This is a genomic window from Photobacterium satsumensis (genome assembly GCF_050336935.1).
In the GTDB taxonomy this organism is placed as follows: Bacteria; Pseudomonadota; Gammaproteobacteria; order Enterobacterales; family Vibrionaceae; genus Photobacterium; species Photobacterium satsumensis.
Window position 1 is genome coordinate 68,259 of sequence record NZ_JAKJSK010000017.1, and the last position, 14,834, is coordinate 83,092.

13 protein-coding genes are annotated in these 14,834 nt (G+C 51.4%); 6 read left to right on the forward strand and 7 right to left on the reverse strand.

Annotated elements, in window-relative coordinates; genetic code table 11:
• Positions 1 to 26: 26 nt before the first annotated feature.
• On the reverse strand, positions 27 to 575 hold the full coding sequence (locus tag L4D79_RS26320) for a DUF4124 domain-containing protein (protein ID WP_428656064.1): 549 nt from the start codon (positions 573 to 575) through the stop codon (positions 27 to 29).
• 122 nt (positions 576 to 697) lie between these two features.
• Complete coding sequence (gene glnA / locus L4D79_RS26325; RefSeq protein WP_428656067.1) at positions 698 to 2,107, reverse strand: glutamate--ammonia ligase; 1,410 nt, start codon at positions 2,105 to 2,107, stop codon at positions 698 to 700.
• 484 nt (positions 2,108 to 2,591) lie between these two features.
• On the opposite strand from glnA, the gene typA reads away from it, so the two are divergent.
• Positions 2,592 to 4,421 carry a translational GTPase TypA gene (gene typA, locus L4D79_RS26330; RefSeq protein WP_428656069.1) on the forward strand — a complete coding sequence of 610 codons (1,830 nt, stop codon included), beginning with the start codon at positions 2,592 to 2,594 and terminating at the stop codon, positions 4,419 to 4,421.
• Between the two features lie 91 nt (positions 4,422 to 4,512).
• Entirely contained in the window at positions 4,513 to 5,064 is a 552-nt protein-coding gene (locus tag L4D79_RS26335; protein ID WP_428656072.1) for an AAA family ATPase, read from the forward strand.
• Here L4D79_RS26335 and L4D79_RS26340 read toward each other — a convergent pair.
• Positions 5,061 to 5,702 (reverse strand): DUF2959 domain-containing protein, encoded by a 642-nt coding sequence (locus L4D79_RS26340; RefSeq protein ID WP_428656075.1) that lies wholly within the window; start codon positions 5,700 to 5,702, stop codon positions 5,061 to 5,063. The genes L4D79_RS26335 and L4D79_RS26340 overlap by 4 nt on opposite strands.
• Before the next feature lie 122 nt (positions 5,703 to 5,824).
• Between L4D79_RS26340 and L4D79_RS26345 the strand changes: the two genes are divergently transcribed.
• The 3 genes from L4D79_RS26345 to L4D79_RS26355 are packed head-to-tail and all read left to right on the forward strand — an operon-like array spanning position 5,825 to position 8,143.
• Positions 5,825 to 6,745: a virulence factor BrkB family protein gene (locus tag L4D79_RS26345; RefSeq protein ID WP_428656077.1), complete on the forward strand. Its 921-nt coding sequence runs from the start codon at positions 5,825 to 5,827 to the stop codon at positions 6,743 to 6,745.
• Positions 6,742 to 7,179 (forward strand): D-aminoacyl-tRNA deacylase, encoded by a 438-nt coding sequence (dtd, locus tag L4D79_RS26350; RefSeq protein ID WP_428656079.1) that lies wholly within the window; start codon positions 6,742 to 6,744, stop codon positions 7,177 to 7,179. The genes L4D79_RS26345 and dtd overlap by 4 nt, the downstream gene beginning before the upstream one ends.
• 43 nt (positions 7,180 to 7,222) lie before the next feature.
• Entirely contained in the window at positions 7,223 to 8,143 is a 921-nt protein-coding gene (locus L4D79_RS26355) for a bifunctional GNAT family N-acetyltransferase/hotdog fold thioesterase (protein ID WP_428656081.1), read from the forward strand.
• Here the strand turns inward: L4D79_RS26355 and L4D79_RS26360 are convergent.
• From L4D79_RS26360 to hslR, 4 genes are all read right to left on the reverse strand, one after another.
• On the reverse strand, positions 8,098 to 10,113 hold the full coding sequence (locus L4D79_RS26360) for an AsmA family protein (RefSeq protein ID WP_428656083.1): 2,016 nt from the start codon (positions 10,111 to 10,113) through the stop codon (positions 8,098 to 8,100). The two genes, L4D79_RS26355 and L4D79_RS26360, sit on opposite strands and share 46 nt — an antisense overlap.
• A 171-nt stretch (positions 10,114 to 10,284) precedes the next feature.
• On the reverse strand, positions 10,285 to 11,916 hold the full coding sequence (gene pckA, locus L4D79_RS26365) for a phosphoenolpyruvate carboxykinase (ATP) (RefSeq protein WP_428656085.1): 1,632 nt from the start codon (positions 11,914 to 11,916) through the stop codon (positions 10,285 to 10,287).
• 320 nt (positions 11,917 to 12,236) lie between these two features.
• A complete protein-coding gene (gene hslO, locus L4D79_RS26370) occupies positions 12,237 to 13,115 on the reverse strand; it encodes an Hsp33 family molecular chaperone HslO (RefSeq protein WP_428656087.1) in 879 nt (292 codons plus the stop codon).
• A 94-nt stretch (positions 13,116 to 13,209) separates the two neighbouring features.
• Positions 13,210 to 13,620: a ribosome-associated heat shock protein Hsp15 gene (hslR, locus tag L4D79_RS26375; RefSeq protein WP_428656089.1), complete on the reverse strand. Its 411-nt coding sequence runs from the start codon at positions 13,618 to 13,620 to the stop codon at positions 13,210 to 13,212.
• A gap of 280 nt (positions 13,621 to 13,900) precedes the next feature.
• Between hslR and gspC the strand changes: the two genes are divergently transcribed.
• The gene (gene gspC / locus L4D79_RS26380) at positions 13,901 to 14,806 is read left to right on the forward strand and encodes a type II secretion system protein GspC (protein WP_428656092.1); all 906 of its coding nucleotides are present in this window, start codon (positions 13,901 to 13,903) and stop codon (positions 14,804 to 14,806) included.
• Positions 14,807 to 14,834: the final 28 nt, after the last annotated feature.

The window sequence follows — 14,834 nt, forward strand, 5'->3', positions numbered from 1 at the left end:
CGTGAACGAAAAAATGGCGACGCCTGTTATTTGGGCACTGGGAGTGGTGCCGGGCGCTGGTTGATACGGGCACGGTGCAAGAAGACAGTTATCTCTTCAGATGATGCAATAACCTTGCCGTGTTTTAGCAATTCTACCTGTAGGGTATGGCTGCCGCGGTCAATATTGGTAAGAGGCCAGATAAGCTGGGCCTGGGGACGGCCGTAGATGTCACCATCGAGGCGCAACCGAGCGCTGTGGCCTTGGTTGAGCTTGCGGTTAGACGAGGCCATGATGGTCATATTGCCCTGGTTGTCGCGCAGGGTTTGCTGATCGGATGGGGTAGTCAGCAGGATGCTGGCGGGCGGCAGGGCGGACTCGGTTAGCGGCTCGGTGTCAGGGTCTGTTTCGGCGACAGGAGGTTGGGGAGCCGTTGATTTTTTGGGGGCCTGAATGCTTATCACCGATGCACCGGGATGGGGTCGGTCGGAGAAGTGGGTGACGCCATCTTCATCTTGCCAGGTATAGATGTCGCTGGCGGCGGTGATGGTTGAGAATAACAGAAGTGCTGTTAGCAAGCGGGATGTTCTGTACATGTTTGTTATCAGACGGTGGATGATCCCTCATTGTTGGCATTGGGGCTGGTAGGGAACAAGATCAAAAAGGCCAGCTTGTGAAGCTGGCCTAAATCTATTATATCGACTTGCTTATCAGTTACTTAAACTGAGTAGTACAGTTCGAACTCTAGTGGGTGCGTTGTCATGTTGACTTTCGCAACATCCTGAGACTTCAGCTCGATGTAAGAATCGATGAAGTCGTCAGAGAATACACCGCCAGAAGTTAGGAACTCACGGTCTTCGTCTAGTGACTGAAGTGCGCCCTGTAGCGATTCAGCAACCGTTGGGATTTCAGCTGCTTCTTCTGCTGGTAGGTCGTACAAGTCTTTATCCATCGCTTCGCCCGGGTGGATCTTGTTCTGGATACCATCTAGGCCTGCCATCAGCATTGCTGCGAATGCTAGGTATGGGTTCGCTGCTGGGTCACCAAAACGTACTTCGATACGACGTGCTTTCGGGCTAGGTACAACTGGAATGCGGATTGACGCTGAACGGTTACGTGCAGAGTAAGCCAGCATGACTGGTGCTTCGAAGCCAGGAACAAGACGCTTGTACGAGTTAGTTGCTGGGTTTGCAAAGGCGTTGATAGCACGTGCGTGCTTGATGATACCGCCAATGTAGTAAAGCGCCATTTCAGATAGGCCGCCGTATTTGTCACCTGCAAACAGGTTTTGACCATCTTTTGCTAGAGACATGTGAACGTGCATACCGCTGCCGTTATCACCAACGAGTGGCTTAGGCATGAAGGTTGCTGTTTTACCAAATGCGTGGGCAACGTTGTGAACAACGTATTTGTACACTTGGATTTCATCAGCTTTCGTCGTTAGGGTATTGAAGCGTGTTGCGATTTCGTTTTGACCCGCCGTCGCAACTTCATGGTGGTGAGCTTCAACAACTAGACCCATTTCTTCCATGATTAAACACATTGCAGAACGAATATCTTGCGATGAATCAACCGGTGCGACTGGGAAGTAGCCACCTTTCACGCCAGGACGGTGGCCTTTGTTACCACCATCGAAATCAGAACCTGTGTTCCATGCCGCTTCTACGTCATCGATCTTGAAGAAAGAGCCTGACATGTCGGTGTTGAACTTCACGTCATCAAATAAGAAGAACTCTGGCTCAGGACCAACAAGTACGTTATCAGCAAGGCCTGTCGAACGCATGAAGTCTTCTGCGCGCTTAGCGATAGAGCGAGGGTCACGGTCGTAGCCTTGCATTGTTGCAGGCTCAAGGATGTCACAACGAATATTAAGCGTTGAATCTTCCGTGAATGGGTCAAGTACCGCGCTAGCTGCATCCGGCATCATCACCATGTCTGATTCATTGATACCTTTCCAACCTGCAACAGAAGAGCCATCGAACATTTTGCCTTCTTCAAAGAAGTCAGCATCGATCTGGTGGGATGGGATAGAGATGTGCTGCTCTTTACCTTTGGTATCGGTAAAGCGTAGGTCAACAAACTTAACTTCGTTTTCCTGGATCAGCGCAAGTACGTTTTCTACTGACATCTTGAATAACCTCCGGTGTTAGATTGGGCATCAGGCCGCAATAAAATAGTAATGAGCGTATTTCGCTCTATTGCTAAAATACAATGCGATAACTGTGCCAACTTTTTAAAGCCCCAAAATAGCGCACTTGGCAGGTATTCCGGGCTGAATTAGTCCTTTGTTTGCACCATTAAGGGGATTTATTGCACCAAAATGGTGCGTAGTGAGCTTTAATCCCTTTATTGGTGCGCGTATCTACATTAGCCCAGCGCGACATATTGTCAATTGGCTTGGTAGGGAAAAGTGGGTGGAAAAGGCGTTTGGAGGGGGGCTTTGGCGGCCTCCGATGTAGCGTAAAGCATGAATAAAGCAGGCAGAACGAAAAAGGCGGTGATATAAATCACATATTACGTGGGTTTTGGAGTAAAATCTGTTAGATTATGAGCCGTTTTTTTAACCAAGTAGCGCCATCCGGTCGCTGCATGTTCTGAGTGAATGTGAATCCATGTCTAATCCACAGATCGATAAATTAAGAAATATCGCAATTATTGCGCACGTTGACCACGGTAAAACCACCCTGGTTGACAAACTGCTTCAGCAGTCTGGCACGTTAGAGTCTCGCGGTGAAGTTGAAGAACGCGTAATGGATTCCAACGACATCGAAAAAGAGCGTGGTATTACCATTCTTGCTAAGAACACAGCGATTAACTGGAATGATTACCGCATCAACATCGTAGATACCCCAGGACACGCCGACTTCGGTGGTGAAGTTGAGCGTATTATGTCGATGGTTGACTCTGTACTGCTTATCGTTGATGCCGTTGACGGCCCGATGCCTCAGACACGTTTCGTAACCCAGAAAGCGTTTGCCCACGGCCTGAAGCCTATCGTTGTTATCAACAAGATCGACCGTCCGGGCGCACGTCCTGAGTGGGTTATGGATCAAGTATTCGATCTGTTCGACAACCTAGGTGCAACAGATGAGCAGCTAGACTTCACGACTGTTTATGCTTCAGCTCTTAATGGCTGGGCAACAATGGAGGAAGGCGAAGTTGGCGAGAACATGGAGCCATTGTTCCAAGCGGTTGTTGATACGGTTGACGCCCCAAGCGTTGACGTTGATGGCAGCCTACAGATGCAAATCTCTCAGCTAGACTACAGCTCTTACGTGGGTGTTATCGGTGTTGCTCGTGTAACTCGCGGCTCTGTGGTACCAAACCAGCAGGTTACTATTGTAGGTGCTGACGGTAAGAAACGTAACGGTAAAGTCGGTACTGTACTGGGTTACCTTGGCCTTGAGCGTCACGAAGTTGAAAAAGCAACGGCGGGCGACATCATTGCAATCACCGGTCTTGGCGAGCTGAAAATCTCTGACACTATCTGTGACGTGAACGCGGTTGAGGCTCTGCCTGCTCTGTCTGTTGATGAGCCAACTGTAACCATGACTTTCCAGGTAAACACGTCTCCGTTTGCGGGTAAAGAAGGTAAGTTCGTTACTTCACGTAACATCCTTGAGCGTCTGCAGAAAGAATTGGTACACAACGTTGCACTTCGCGTTGAAGAAACTGATAACCCAGACCGTTTCCGTGTTTCAGGCCGTGGTGAACTTCACCTGTCTATCCTGATTGAAAACATGCGCCGTGAAGGTTTTGAGCTAGCGGTATCTCGTCCAGAAGTTATCATCAAAGAAGAAGATGGTCAGCTGATGGAACCGTACGAAACTGTGACTATCGACGTGCTGGAAGAGCACCAAGGTGGCATCATGGAGAACATCGGCCTGCGTAAAGGTGAGCTGACTGACATGTCTCCAGATGGCAAAGGTCGTGTACGTATGGACTTTATGATGCCTTCTCGTGGTCTTATTGGTTTCCAAACTGAGTTCCTAACACTGACTTCAGGTTCTGGTCTGATGTACCACACGTTTGATCACTATGGTCCACACAAAGGTGGCATTATTGGTCAGCGTAACAACGGTGTTCTAATTTCGAACGCAACTGGTAAAGCGCTAACTTACGCGCTGTTTAACCTACAAGAGCGTGGTCGTCTGTTTGCTGAGCACGCTGATGAAGTTTATGAAGGCCAGGTTATCGGTATCCACAACCGTGCTAACGACCTGACAGTAAACTGCCTGAAAGGTAAGCAGCTGACTAACGTACGTGCGTCTGGTACTGATGAAGCACAGGTACTTTCGCCACCAATCAAGCACACACTTGAGCAAGCGCTAGAGTTTATCGATGAAGATGAGCTAGTAGAAGTAACACCAGAAAACATTCGTATCCGTAAGAAACTACTTACTGAAAACGAGCGTAAGCGCGCAAGCCGTACAGCAAAATAATTGCTAGCTGATTGCCGTTAATCAATCCCCCCATCGGTGCTACCATGGGGGGATTGTTGTATCTGGCCCTACAAAAAAAGAAGAACAGACTATGCAGCCCATAATTATTACCGGGGGACCGGGAGCCGGGAAAACCTCGCTGCTGGATACGTTGGCACGGCGGGGATATATGACTTTCCCTGAAGTCTCCCGTAGCCTGATCCGCGAGCAGGCCGCTTTTCCTGACGGCGTTCTGCCCTGGACCGACTTACCACGCTTTGCTGCGTTGTGCCTTGAGTTGATGAACCATCAACGCGAGCAAGCCCGGCGGGGTACCATGCCGGCATTTGTCGATAGAGCGATCGGTGATATTTGCGCTTACCTGACGATTGGCGGTGAGGTGGTTGATGAGCAGTACCGAACGATGGCCAAAGGGTATTTTCCGACTGTTTTCGTCTGTGCCCCGCATACTGATATCTATGTACAGGATGACGAGCGGCCGCACAGTTTTGCTGAGGCAGAAAAAATCCACGCCCAATTGGTGTCGACTTACCGTGAACTTGGCTACGAAGTGGTCGACGTACCGTGGGACAAGATTGAAGAGCGGGCCAGCTGGTTACTGGCCCGGCTCAAGCAGTACCAACCCCAGGAGCAAGCGCGCTAGCTGCGTTGCAGCTGGGAGATAAAGCGCTCGGACTCGGCGATAGCCGCTTCCATATCGGTGATTGCCCGCTGGATATCCCGTTGCAATGACTGGAATTCTCCCTGTAGAGAACCAATCGCCGCGGCATTGAGGTTATGCTTTAAGTACAAGGTGTTATCCCGTAGGGTATCCAGTACTGGCTCCATTTTCTGTTCGGCGCGGTGCATGGCTGTGAGCATCCGCTGGTAGGAGGCCTTGGTCGCATTGAGCTTGGACTCGCTGTCGCGGCGCAGGTTGCTGTTGCTATAAAGGGACAGCTCATCCTGCCATTCGGCAAATAGGGCATCGGCGACATCTTCAATGGCAGCAATGCGCTCGCGCACTTTCTCGGCTGCGCCATCGCTGGCCTCATACTGATCATTCACTTGGTTGTAGGCGCTCTCCAGATCGCCGCCGTCAAATTGGTTGAGTGCCTTCACGGCATTGAGCGCACTGGTAAATTGCTGTTGGGCGTCTTGCTGGGCGTCGTTGGCATCCTCGACCCGGTCGACCATGATATCGCGTTTGTGAATGCCGACTTGTTCCATGGCAGAATAATAGGCACTTTGGCAACCGGTCAGGGCGGTGACGCTGAGAAGGATCGCAAGCAGGTAGGGCATAGTTGACTCCATGTGTCCTAATATGTGAAAAGTGACTGTGAATACAAGCAAATAATGACATGACTATGGCTGACAAACCAATAACTAGCAAGCATACATGGCGCCAGAGGGCGCGGAGCTTCATGGCGTTTTCCGGTTATTTACACCACCGGGTCGGGCACGATCGGCTGACCGTGACAGCGGGCTCGATGGCGTATGTGACCCTGCTGTCATTGGTACCGCTGATCACTGTGGTGCTGTCGGCCCTATCGTCTTTCCCGGTATTTGCCGGGCTGGGAGAGCTGCTACAAAACTTTGTGATCGAGAATTTTGTGCCGGCCGCAGGCGAAGTGGTGAAACAATACCTCAACGAGTTCGTTGCCAATGCCGGCAAGATGACAGCGGTGGGCGTGGCTGCCCTGTTTGTGGTGGCGATGATGCTGATTTCCTCCATCGACAAATCGCTCAACTATATTTGGCGGGTCCATGAAAAGCGTCGCCCGGTGATTTCGTTTTCGATTTACTGGATGGTATTGACCCTGGGTCCGATCTTGGTTGGGTCGAGTATTGCGGTTAGCTCCTATCTTGGTTCGCTTAACCTACTCGGCAGCGAAGCGGTCAACGGGTTGCTACAGCGTTCTTTGCGCTGGTTGCCGGTGATCATGTCGAGTACGGCCTTTCTGGTTCTGTACCTGCTGGTACCCAATACCAAGGTGCGCTTCCGCCATGCCTTGGTCGGTGCGGTCATTGCCAGCATCTTGTTTGAACTGAGCAAGAAGGGGTTCGCTCTCTATATCACCAATTTCCCGTCATATCAGGTGATTTACGGTGCCCTGGCGGTGGTGCCGATTTTATTTGTCTGGGTGTATTTGTGTTGGTGTATTGTGTTGTTCGGGGCTGAGATCACCGCTAGCCTCGGTGAAAAGAGCCATTGGCACCCCGAAGCGAAGGGGTGGCAAACCACGGTACCGACCCAGGCAGAATTGTCAGGTATCCAACAGGCCGCAGAGCAAGATACAGAAATTCAACAGACTGAAATTATAGGAAAAGGTAAAAACGAATGATTGCACTGATCCAACGGGTGAGCGAAGCCAGCGTAACGGTTGATGGCCAGGTCACTGGCGCTATCGGTAAGGGCTTGCTTGTTCTGCTTGGCGTAGAGAAAGGCGACGATGAAGCCAAGGCCAAGCGGCTGCGTGAAAAAGTGTTGGGCTACCGGATATTCGAAGATGAAGACGGTAAGATGAACCTCAACGTCCCGCAGGCGGGTGGCAGTGTATTGGTGGTATCGCAATTTACCTTGGCTGCTGATACCAAGAAGGGAATGCGCCCAGGCTTCTCCAATGGTGCCGCGCCGCAAGATGCCGAGCGTATGTATGAGTACTTTGTTGATTGTTGCAAGGAAACAGAGATCAAAACGGAAACTGGTATCTTTGCCGCCGATATGAAAGTGGCATTGCTTAATGATGGCCCGGTAACCTTCTGGTTGCAGGTATAATAATAGAAAGGCGAATCGCCTAGGAATGCTGGAGAAGGATTTCATGTTTCGACTTGTCACCCCACAAACACAAGAAGAGCTGGCCAGTTATTATGACTTTCGTTGGCGGATGCTGCGCGAACCCTGGCACATGCCGGTTGGCTCTGAGCGTGATGCCTATGATGACTTGAGTAGTCATCGGATGATCGTTAGTGACAACGGCAAGACCATTGCCATTGGCCGTTTGTATATGACACCGGACAACGACGGCCAGATCCGCTATATGGCGGTACACCCAGAGCACCGCCATCAGGGGATGGGGGCTATCGTGCTGATGGCATTGGAATCATTGGCCCGTGAGGAAGGGGCAAAGCGATTAGTCTGTAATGCCCGCGAGGATGCGATCCCCTTCTACCTACGCAGCGGCTTTACCAACCAGGGGGAGCTGAGTGAGGAAAAAGGGCCGGTCAGGCACCAACAGATGCTTAAGCATCTTGAGCCGCTGGCAGAAGTGGTCCGCCACCCGGACTGGTGTCAGGAACTGCAGGAATTGTGGCAGTCCCAGATCCCGATCAGTGAGCGAATGGGCGTGAAAATCAGCCAGTACACCGGTTACCGCTTTGAAGTGAGTGCCCTGATCAATGCCAACCTCAATACCAAAGCCAATATGTTTGCTGGCAGTATCTTCACCATGGCGACGCTAGCTGGGTGGGGTTTTGTCTGGATGCTACTGAAAGAGCGCAAATTCAACGCTGATATTATCTTGGTCGATAGCCATATCCGTTACCGCTCCCCGGTGAAAGAGCGGCCGCGGGCGGTGGTGACTGTTGAGGATCTCGAGGGTGATGTCGAACGCCTTGCCAGCAACCGCAAAGGCCGAGCTATCGTCAAGGTTAACGTATACAGCGGTGATGATCTGGCATCGACGTTTACCGGTACTTACATGCTATTGCCGTCACAAGTCGAAACAGACACCGTTTGCTGACCGTCCTGCCAGCGCCGGATCAGGTGCTGGCAACCTAACTTCGCATCCAATTCAAGCTGTTGTCCGGCAGGGCTTGCCATATCCCATCTCCCTTTCAATGAGGCGTCTACGTCTTTGCCCTTGATATTGAGCGGCGCTATCGTGAGGCGGCCCCGGTCGCTGCGGATCTTGAGCGGGGTAATGGTCAGCGAGGTTGGCCCTTCTGTGCCAGCCATCGTAGGATCTGCGGCTGCCGGTGTAGCCTCCGGTGTGGCTGGTGGCAGCCAGGCCTTCAGTAAGGCGGTTGAGCCTTGATCTATCTCGCTGTCGCGGAACGTTGCCCGGACCTCGCCATTCAGGCTATGGGCCAGACCGGTATAGTGCTGGCCGAGTCCCTGCAAGGCGGCGGTGGCATCAATGCGACCGGTCGCTGGCCATGGCAGGGATAACCACTGTGGCAAAATATTGGCCGGCAGGCTATCGCCTTGCAGTGCCGCGTGCCAAGGGAAACCTTCTTGATTCAGATCCCATTGCCCTGTCGCCTCAAGCAGTCCGCCTTTGAATGGGAGGAAGGCTTGCTCCAGTTGCCACTGGCCTTGCTCACTGCGTATCTCGATAAGCGGTTCCTGTAGGTCAATGGTATTGAGGCTCGCTTGCCTTGCCGTTGCTGACAGGTTGCCTTGCCATAGGCTGAAATAGGGTTGCTGGCGGATCAGCAGATCGCGGCCGTTGACGTTTAGCCCATTGATATACCAAGGTGTCTTGCTGTCAGCGGCGGTTAGCTGGGCATAACCGATGTCCAGCGTATCGATACGGATCTGCTTGAAAGGCGAAACGGCCAGTGCCAACTGTTCGTCCCAGTCGGCGGGCAGGAACCATTTGATCCCTTTGCTGGTAAGGTTGCCCAGCTGCAAAGCATCAGGGCTAACGCGGCCGTCTGCACGCCAATACCCCTCTAGCGCGTTAACGGCGACACCGTTGAGGACTATGGTGCCGGGTGTGAAGCTCAAATCAAGCAGGGGATCGGTAAATGGCAGTTGCCGCCAGCTACCGCTTTCGGCATTGAAAGATAACCAGGCATCCTGCTGCGAGTAGGCGGTGCCGGGCCAATGCCAGTTGGTCAGGGATAAATTAGCGTGGTTAAGGCTCAGCGATGGCAGCTCGAGACTGCTGTCGAGAATATCAACCCGGCGTACGGTCGCCTGCCAGTCTTGCGAGGCCAGCGCATTGGCTTGCTGCTGGATTGCATTGGTGAGCGGGTTATCTTGTAGCTGTAACCCCGAAAGGGTGAGCTGGTGGATATCCACCCTTTGTTGGTTAGGGATGACCTCCAGCTGGCCATTGACGGTCGCATGCTGCCAGTCGAAAGAAAAGCCATGGAGTGTCCACTGGTTGTCGGTGTAACTGCCGTCAAGCAGTAGCTGCTGGCTTTCCCACCACTGCCATTTGGCACTGTCGGCAGCTAGCTGGAAATTACCATTGAATTGCTGCCACCAAGCATTGGGTGTACTTGGTTGATAGTGCCAGTTATCAACCTGAAGCTCACCCTCTTCGAGGGTGAGCGAGTTGGTGGATACGTTAAAACGACTGATCGCGAGCCGGTGGCTGCGAACTTCGGGCAGTTCAAATCCGCTTGGTTCCATGGCGTCGATCTGCTGGGTGGAAACGGCGGGCTCGTCAATCAGTATGCTGTCAAATTGCCACTGCAGTTGGCTCAGTGAGTTCGGATTGAACCAAACGGAAATCCGGTTGGCGGTGATCGGCGGTTGCCCATCGGTGATCGTCAGTGCAGGGCGTTGTAAGGTCAGGTGCCACGGATCGCGGATATGATAGCGGATGTCATCGAGGTTTAAAGTATAGGGGGTAAACCGGTTGACTGCTTGGGTGATCATCGGCGCCGCATATCGGGTATGCAGTAGAGCCAGCACGATGGTGATCCCCAGTGCGATAAGCACAGCAACGGTGGCGATGATCTTCCCGATAAAACGCATATTGGCTCCCTGCATGCTATAGATCTGAATATACCCTCAGTACAAAAGGACTGACGGTAATGATTATTAGGCGGTAATTTCACCAAGGCTGCAAGGGCTGGTCGGGAAAACTGGCGTTGAATTAACGAAAAAGCCCCTCGAGTGAGGGGCTTAGGTATTTGCGATTATCGATTAGTCTAGCTGAGGCCCAGCAGCAACCAGAGCGGCACCTTCGGCATTGTCGGTGTACTTCTCAAAGTTGTTGATGAAACGCTCGGCCAGGTCTTTCGCCTTGCTTTCCCACTGCAGAGGATCGGTGTAGGTATCGCGTGGGTCAAGGATTTCTGGGTCGACGTGCGGCAGCGACGTAGGTACTTCCAAGTTGAAGATTGGGATATTCTTCATTTCTGTGTTCTCGATAGAGCCATCAAGGATAGCATCGATGATCGCACGGGTATCTTGGATTGAGATACGCTTGCCAGAGCCATTCCAGCCGGTGTTGACCAGGTAGGCTTCAGCGCCCGCTGCTTCCATACGCTTAACCAGTACTTCTGCGTACTTGGTTGGATGTAGTGTTAGGAACGCATTACCGAAACACGCTGAGAAGGTTGGGGTTGGCTCGGTGATACCGCGCTCAGTACCGGCTAGCTTGGCTGTGAAGCCAGATAGGAAGTGATACTTGGTTTGTTCTGGCGTTAGCTTCGACACGGGTGGCAATACGCCGAACGCATCAGCCGACAGGAAGATCACCTTGTTAGCGTGACCACCTTTGGAGATCGGCTTAACGATGTTTTCGATGTGGTAAATCGGGTAAGAAACACGGGTGTTTTCTGTTTTCGAATTGTCATCGAAATCAATAGCACCGTCACTGCGTACTGTAACGTTTTCTAACAATGCATCACGGCGGATAGCATTGTAGATGTCAGGCTCGGCTTCTTTCGACAGGTTGATGGTTTTCGCATAGCAACCACCTTCGAAGTTAAACACGCCATTATCATCCCAGCCGTGCTCGTCATCACCGATTAGGGCACGCTTAGGATCGGTAGACAGGGTTGTTTTACCGGTTCCAGATAGGCCGAAGAAGACAGCGACATCGCCGTTTTCACCCATGTTGGCAGAGCAGTGCATAGATGCGATGTCACGAAGCGGCAGGAAGTAGTTCATCATTGCGAACATACCTTTCTTCATTTCACCGCCGTACCAGGTACCGCCGATAAGCTGCATTTTCTCCGTGAGGTTGAACACCGTGAAGTTTTCGGAGTTCATGTCGTGCTGTTCCCATTTCTGGTTAGTGCACTTGGCGCCGTTCATCACCACGAAATCAGGCTCGAAGGTTTCCAGCTCTTCTTCCGTTGGGCGGATGAACATATTTTTCACGAAGTGGGCCTGCCAAGCGACCTCGGTGATAATACGGATACATAGGCGGGTATCAGGGTTAGTACCACAGAAGCCGTCAATAACGAACAGGCGCTTGCCAGATAGCTGGCCAGTCACAAGCTCTTTCAGATCGTTCCACGCTTCAACACCAATGCTTTTATTATCGTTTTTGCCTTGGTCTGCCCACCACATAGTATCGCGGGTGGTGTCATCTTTAACGATGAACTTATCTTTCGGGGAACGGCCAGTGAAAATACCTGTATCAACTGCGACGGCACCTAGCTCAGTAACGATACCTTTTTCGTATCCCTCCAGGCCTGGCTTGGTCTCTTCTTCGAACAGAACTTCGTAGCTTGGGTTGCGAACGATTTCTGCAACATTGTTGATACCGTATTGAGACAAATCTAGCGTTTTTGCAACCTTTTTCTCGACGTTCATGACAGTCATAGGTGCTCCTTGGGTAAGATGTTGTTTAACTGTTGACCATGCTAGCAACCCTAAAGGGGTAATTCAGGGAGGTTTATCAAAGATTAACCATTAAAAGGTTAAGGGTAAGTAAAATCCTTTAATTTATTGTAGGTGGTGATTTTACCGTGATGTGAAGTGTTTTAGCTAGCCCGTGCGGTTTAATATTTTTCCTGAAAAAAGCGAGGGTTAGCGTGTTGCTTGTTTACAAAATAAACAGCAAAAGTGTGGGATAGGTAAAAAAAAAGCCGGACACTGTCCGGCTTTTGTAATTCAGTTTCAGGCTTTTTTAAGCAGAATAATTAATGCACCTGGTTGCTGTTGCCTGTCGCCGCCTGTTCGAATAGGGCTGCTACATCAACACTATCGAAGTCATAGCTGGTACCGCAGTAGTCACAGTGCAGGGAAACCTTACCTTCTTCGGTAATGATTCGCTCAACTTCACTGCGCTCGATAGAGCAGATTGCCGAGGCACTGCGCTCGCGTGAGCAGCCACATTGGAAAATCACGTCTTGCGGATCGAATAGCTTAACGGTTTCTTGGTGGTACAGGCGGAATAGGACATCTTGTGCTTCTAGGCTGAACAGCTCTTCGTTCTTCACTGTTTCTGTCAGCTGCTCAAGGTGATCGAAGTCACCTTCATCGCCCTGGCCGTCCGGTAGGATCTGCAATAGCATACCCGCTGCTTTGGCTTTGCCTTCATGCTCGCCAGTGCGCAGCCAAATACGGGTTTTCAGCTGCTCGGAGTTTGCGAAGTAACCTTCTAGGCAAGAAGCTAGGCTATCGCCTTCCAGGCCAACGACACCTTGGTAGCGCTCGCCTTTGGTTGGGGTAATGGTGATCACCATGTGGCCTTTGCCCATCAGATCATGGATCGTACCTTCGGCTGGTACGTTGCCGTCCCAACGGGCAACACCGCGTAGTTTCTGGTCATGGTCACCGTTGATCACTGCCAGTTTTACCGGGCCGTCACCTTGCAGCTGGACAGTGATTGAACCTTCGAATTTTAGTGTGGCAGTCAGCAGGCTTGTGGCAACCAGCAGTTCACCCAACAGGGTCTGAACTGGGGCTGGGTAGTCCTTGCTGGAAATGATCTGTTGGTAGGTGTCGCCCAACTGAACCAGTTCACCACGTACGGATACACCGTCAAACAGGTAACGGTATAGACTATCTTTTGTCATTAGCTTGATTTCTCCAGCAGGTATCTAATTGACCAATTTTGGTATTTAACGTCAACATAACGAAACTTTTCTGCGCTACACTGATCTAATACCTTTAATCGGAATGACTTTTAAACTTAATTATATCGCGTCGCTGCTTTTTATCAGGACGCTTTTCGGGGCTCGGGCCGCCGTAGGCATGGAGGCGACGCATCTTGGCATGCTCTTCGCGTAGCTTGATGCTTTCCGCGGTCTCCCGGTAGAGAGTCTGCGCCTCAGGTGCACCGCGGCGGGTGTCTGAGAGTTTCTCTATGATAATGGTTTTTTCGTCATTGCCTTGGCGTACACGGATCTCTGCACCCACGTCAACCAGTTTACTGGGCTTGGACCGTTGGCCGTTGTATTGCACCTTTCCGCCATCGATCATGGTTCGGGCAATAGAACGGGTTTTGTAAAAGCGTGCCGCCCATAACCACTTATCAAGACGGACCTGAAAGTTGTCTGAATGCGATGTTTGCTGGCCCACAGTATGCTCCTTAACCCGAAAGGGCGCTAAAAGTACCACATTGCCGACAGAGCGTCAGCAGGCATTGAGAGTTTATAAATGGTGATATGGGATCGGGATTTCAACAACAATCTAGGAATAAATCACATAAAATAGATAGTCTATTGATAGTAGGAGAAACTTTCTCGGCTCACTTTGATAAACTAAGACAGATAATTATACGATTTAACAGTCATACGCTTTCATATTACAGTTTGATATAACGCGCTTGTTTTTATTTCCGCAGGATGATGGATTTTTCATGGTAACAGCAAATTGGTTAGGGACCCTGCAGTCCAAAAGCAGGATCTCAATCTCCTCATTGGCCCGCCTCCTTACTTGGACGCTGATAGTAATGCTCGCTTGGGTGATTGGCCGAATGGTGTGGTTGGCCCTGCAGCCAACTCCCGCTCCCGCCACCTGGCAGGCATCGACCGTCGCGGTATCGTCCAGTGCCGGTAATGATCGTGGCGAAATCGCCAAAGTGTTGAACATGAATTTGTTCGGCCGTTATCAGGAAAATGCCCCTGTCGTCGTGGAACGCAAGCAGCCGGTGAAGCAGGATGCCCCTCAGACCCGCCTGAGCCTGACCCTCGTCGGTCTGGTGGCTAGCTCCAACCCGAAAACGGCCCTAGCGGTCATCACCCACCGCGGCAAACAAAATACCTATGGCCTGAACGAAGCGATAGAAGGGACCCGCGCTACTCTGCAGGCCGTATATCCTGACCGGGTGATTATCCGCAACAGCGGGCGTGATGAAACCCTGATGCTTGATGGTGTCGATTTCAATAAATCTTCCCAGAATACGGCAAGAAGCCGTCCACCGGAGCCCCGAGCTTCTCAGGCTCCGGAGCCGACGTCTGATCTGAGCCGTATTAAGCAAGAAATTCTCGAGAAACCACAAACCTTATTTAGCTATATTCGCCTGTCCCAAGTGAAACGGGATGGCGAGTTGGTGGGATACCGGGTTAATCCCGGTAAAGAGCGGGCGTTGTTCGACGCCGTGGGCCTGAAGGCCAATGACTTGGCCGTGAGTCTCAACGGCAATGATCTGACTGATGCCGCTGTGATGGCGAAATTGTGGACCGAACTGTCGAGTGCCACCGATTTCACTTTGACCGTTGAGCGAGAAGGTCAGCTACACGATATTTATATTGAGCTGCAATAGTAGCCCCAAGCGAACATGCGATAGCGCA

Coding starts and splice junctions, on each gene's coding strand:
- L4D79_RS26320 (WP_428656064.1), bottom strand. CDS start 575: ATGTACAGAACATCCCGCTTGCTAACAGCACTTCTGTTATTCTCAACC.
- glnA (WP_428656067.1), bottom strand. CDS start 2,107: ATGTCAGTAGAAAACGTACTTGCGCTGATCCAGGAAAACGAAGTTAAG.
- typA (WP_428656069.1), top strand. CDS start 2,592: ATGTCTAATCCACAGATCGATAAATTAAGAAATATCGCAATTATTGCG.
- L4D79_RS26335 (WP_428656072.1), top strand. CDS start 4,513: ATGCAGCCCATAATTATTACCGGGGGACCGGGAGCCGGGAAAACCTCG.
- L4D79_RS26340 (WP_428656075.1), bottom strand. CDS start 5,702: ATGCCCTACCTGCTTGCGATCCTTCTCAGCGTCACCGCCCTGACCGGT.
- L4D79_RS26345 (WP_428656077.1), top strand. CDS start 5,825: ATGGCGTTTTCCGGTTATTTACACCACCGGGTCGGGCACGATCGGCTG.
- dtd (WP_428656079.1), top strand. CDS start 6,742: ATGATTGCACTGATCCAACGGGTGAGCGAAGCCAGCGTAACGGTTGAT.
- L4D79_RS26355 (WP_428656081.1), top strand. CDS start 7,223: ATGTTTCGACTTGTCACCCCACAAACACAAGAAGAGCTGGCCAGTTAT.
- L4D79_RS26360 (WP_428656083.1), bottom strand. CDS start 10,113: ATGCGTTTTATCGGGAAGATCATCGCCACCGTTGCTGTGCTTATCGCA.
- pckA (WP_428656085.1), bottom strand. CDS start 11,916: ATGACTGTCATGAACGTCGAGAAAAAGGTTGCAAAAACGCTAGATTTG.
- hslO (WP_428656087.1), bottom strand. CDS start 13,115: ATGACAAAAGATAGTCTATACCGTTACCTGTTTGACGGTGTATCCGTA.
- gspC (WP_428656092.1), top strand. CDS start 13,901: ATGGTAACAGCAAATTGGTTAGGGACCCTGCAGTCCAAAAGCAGGATC.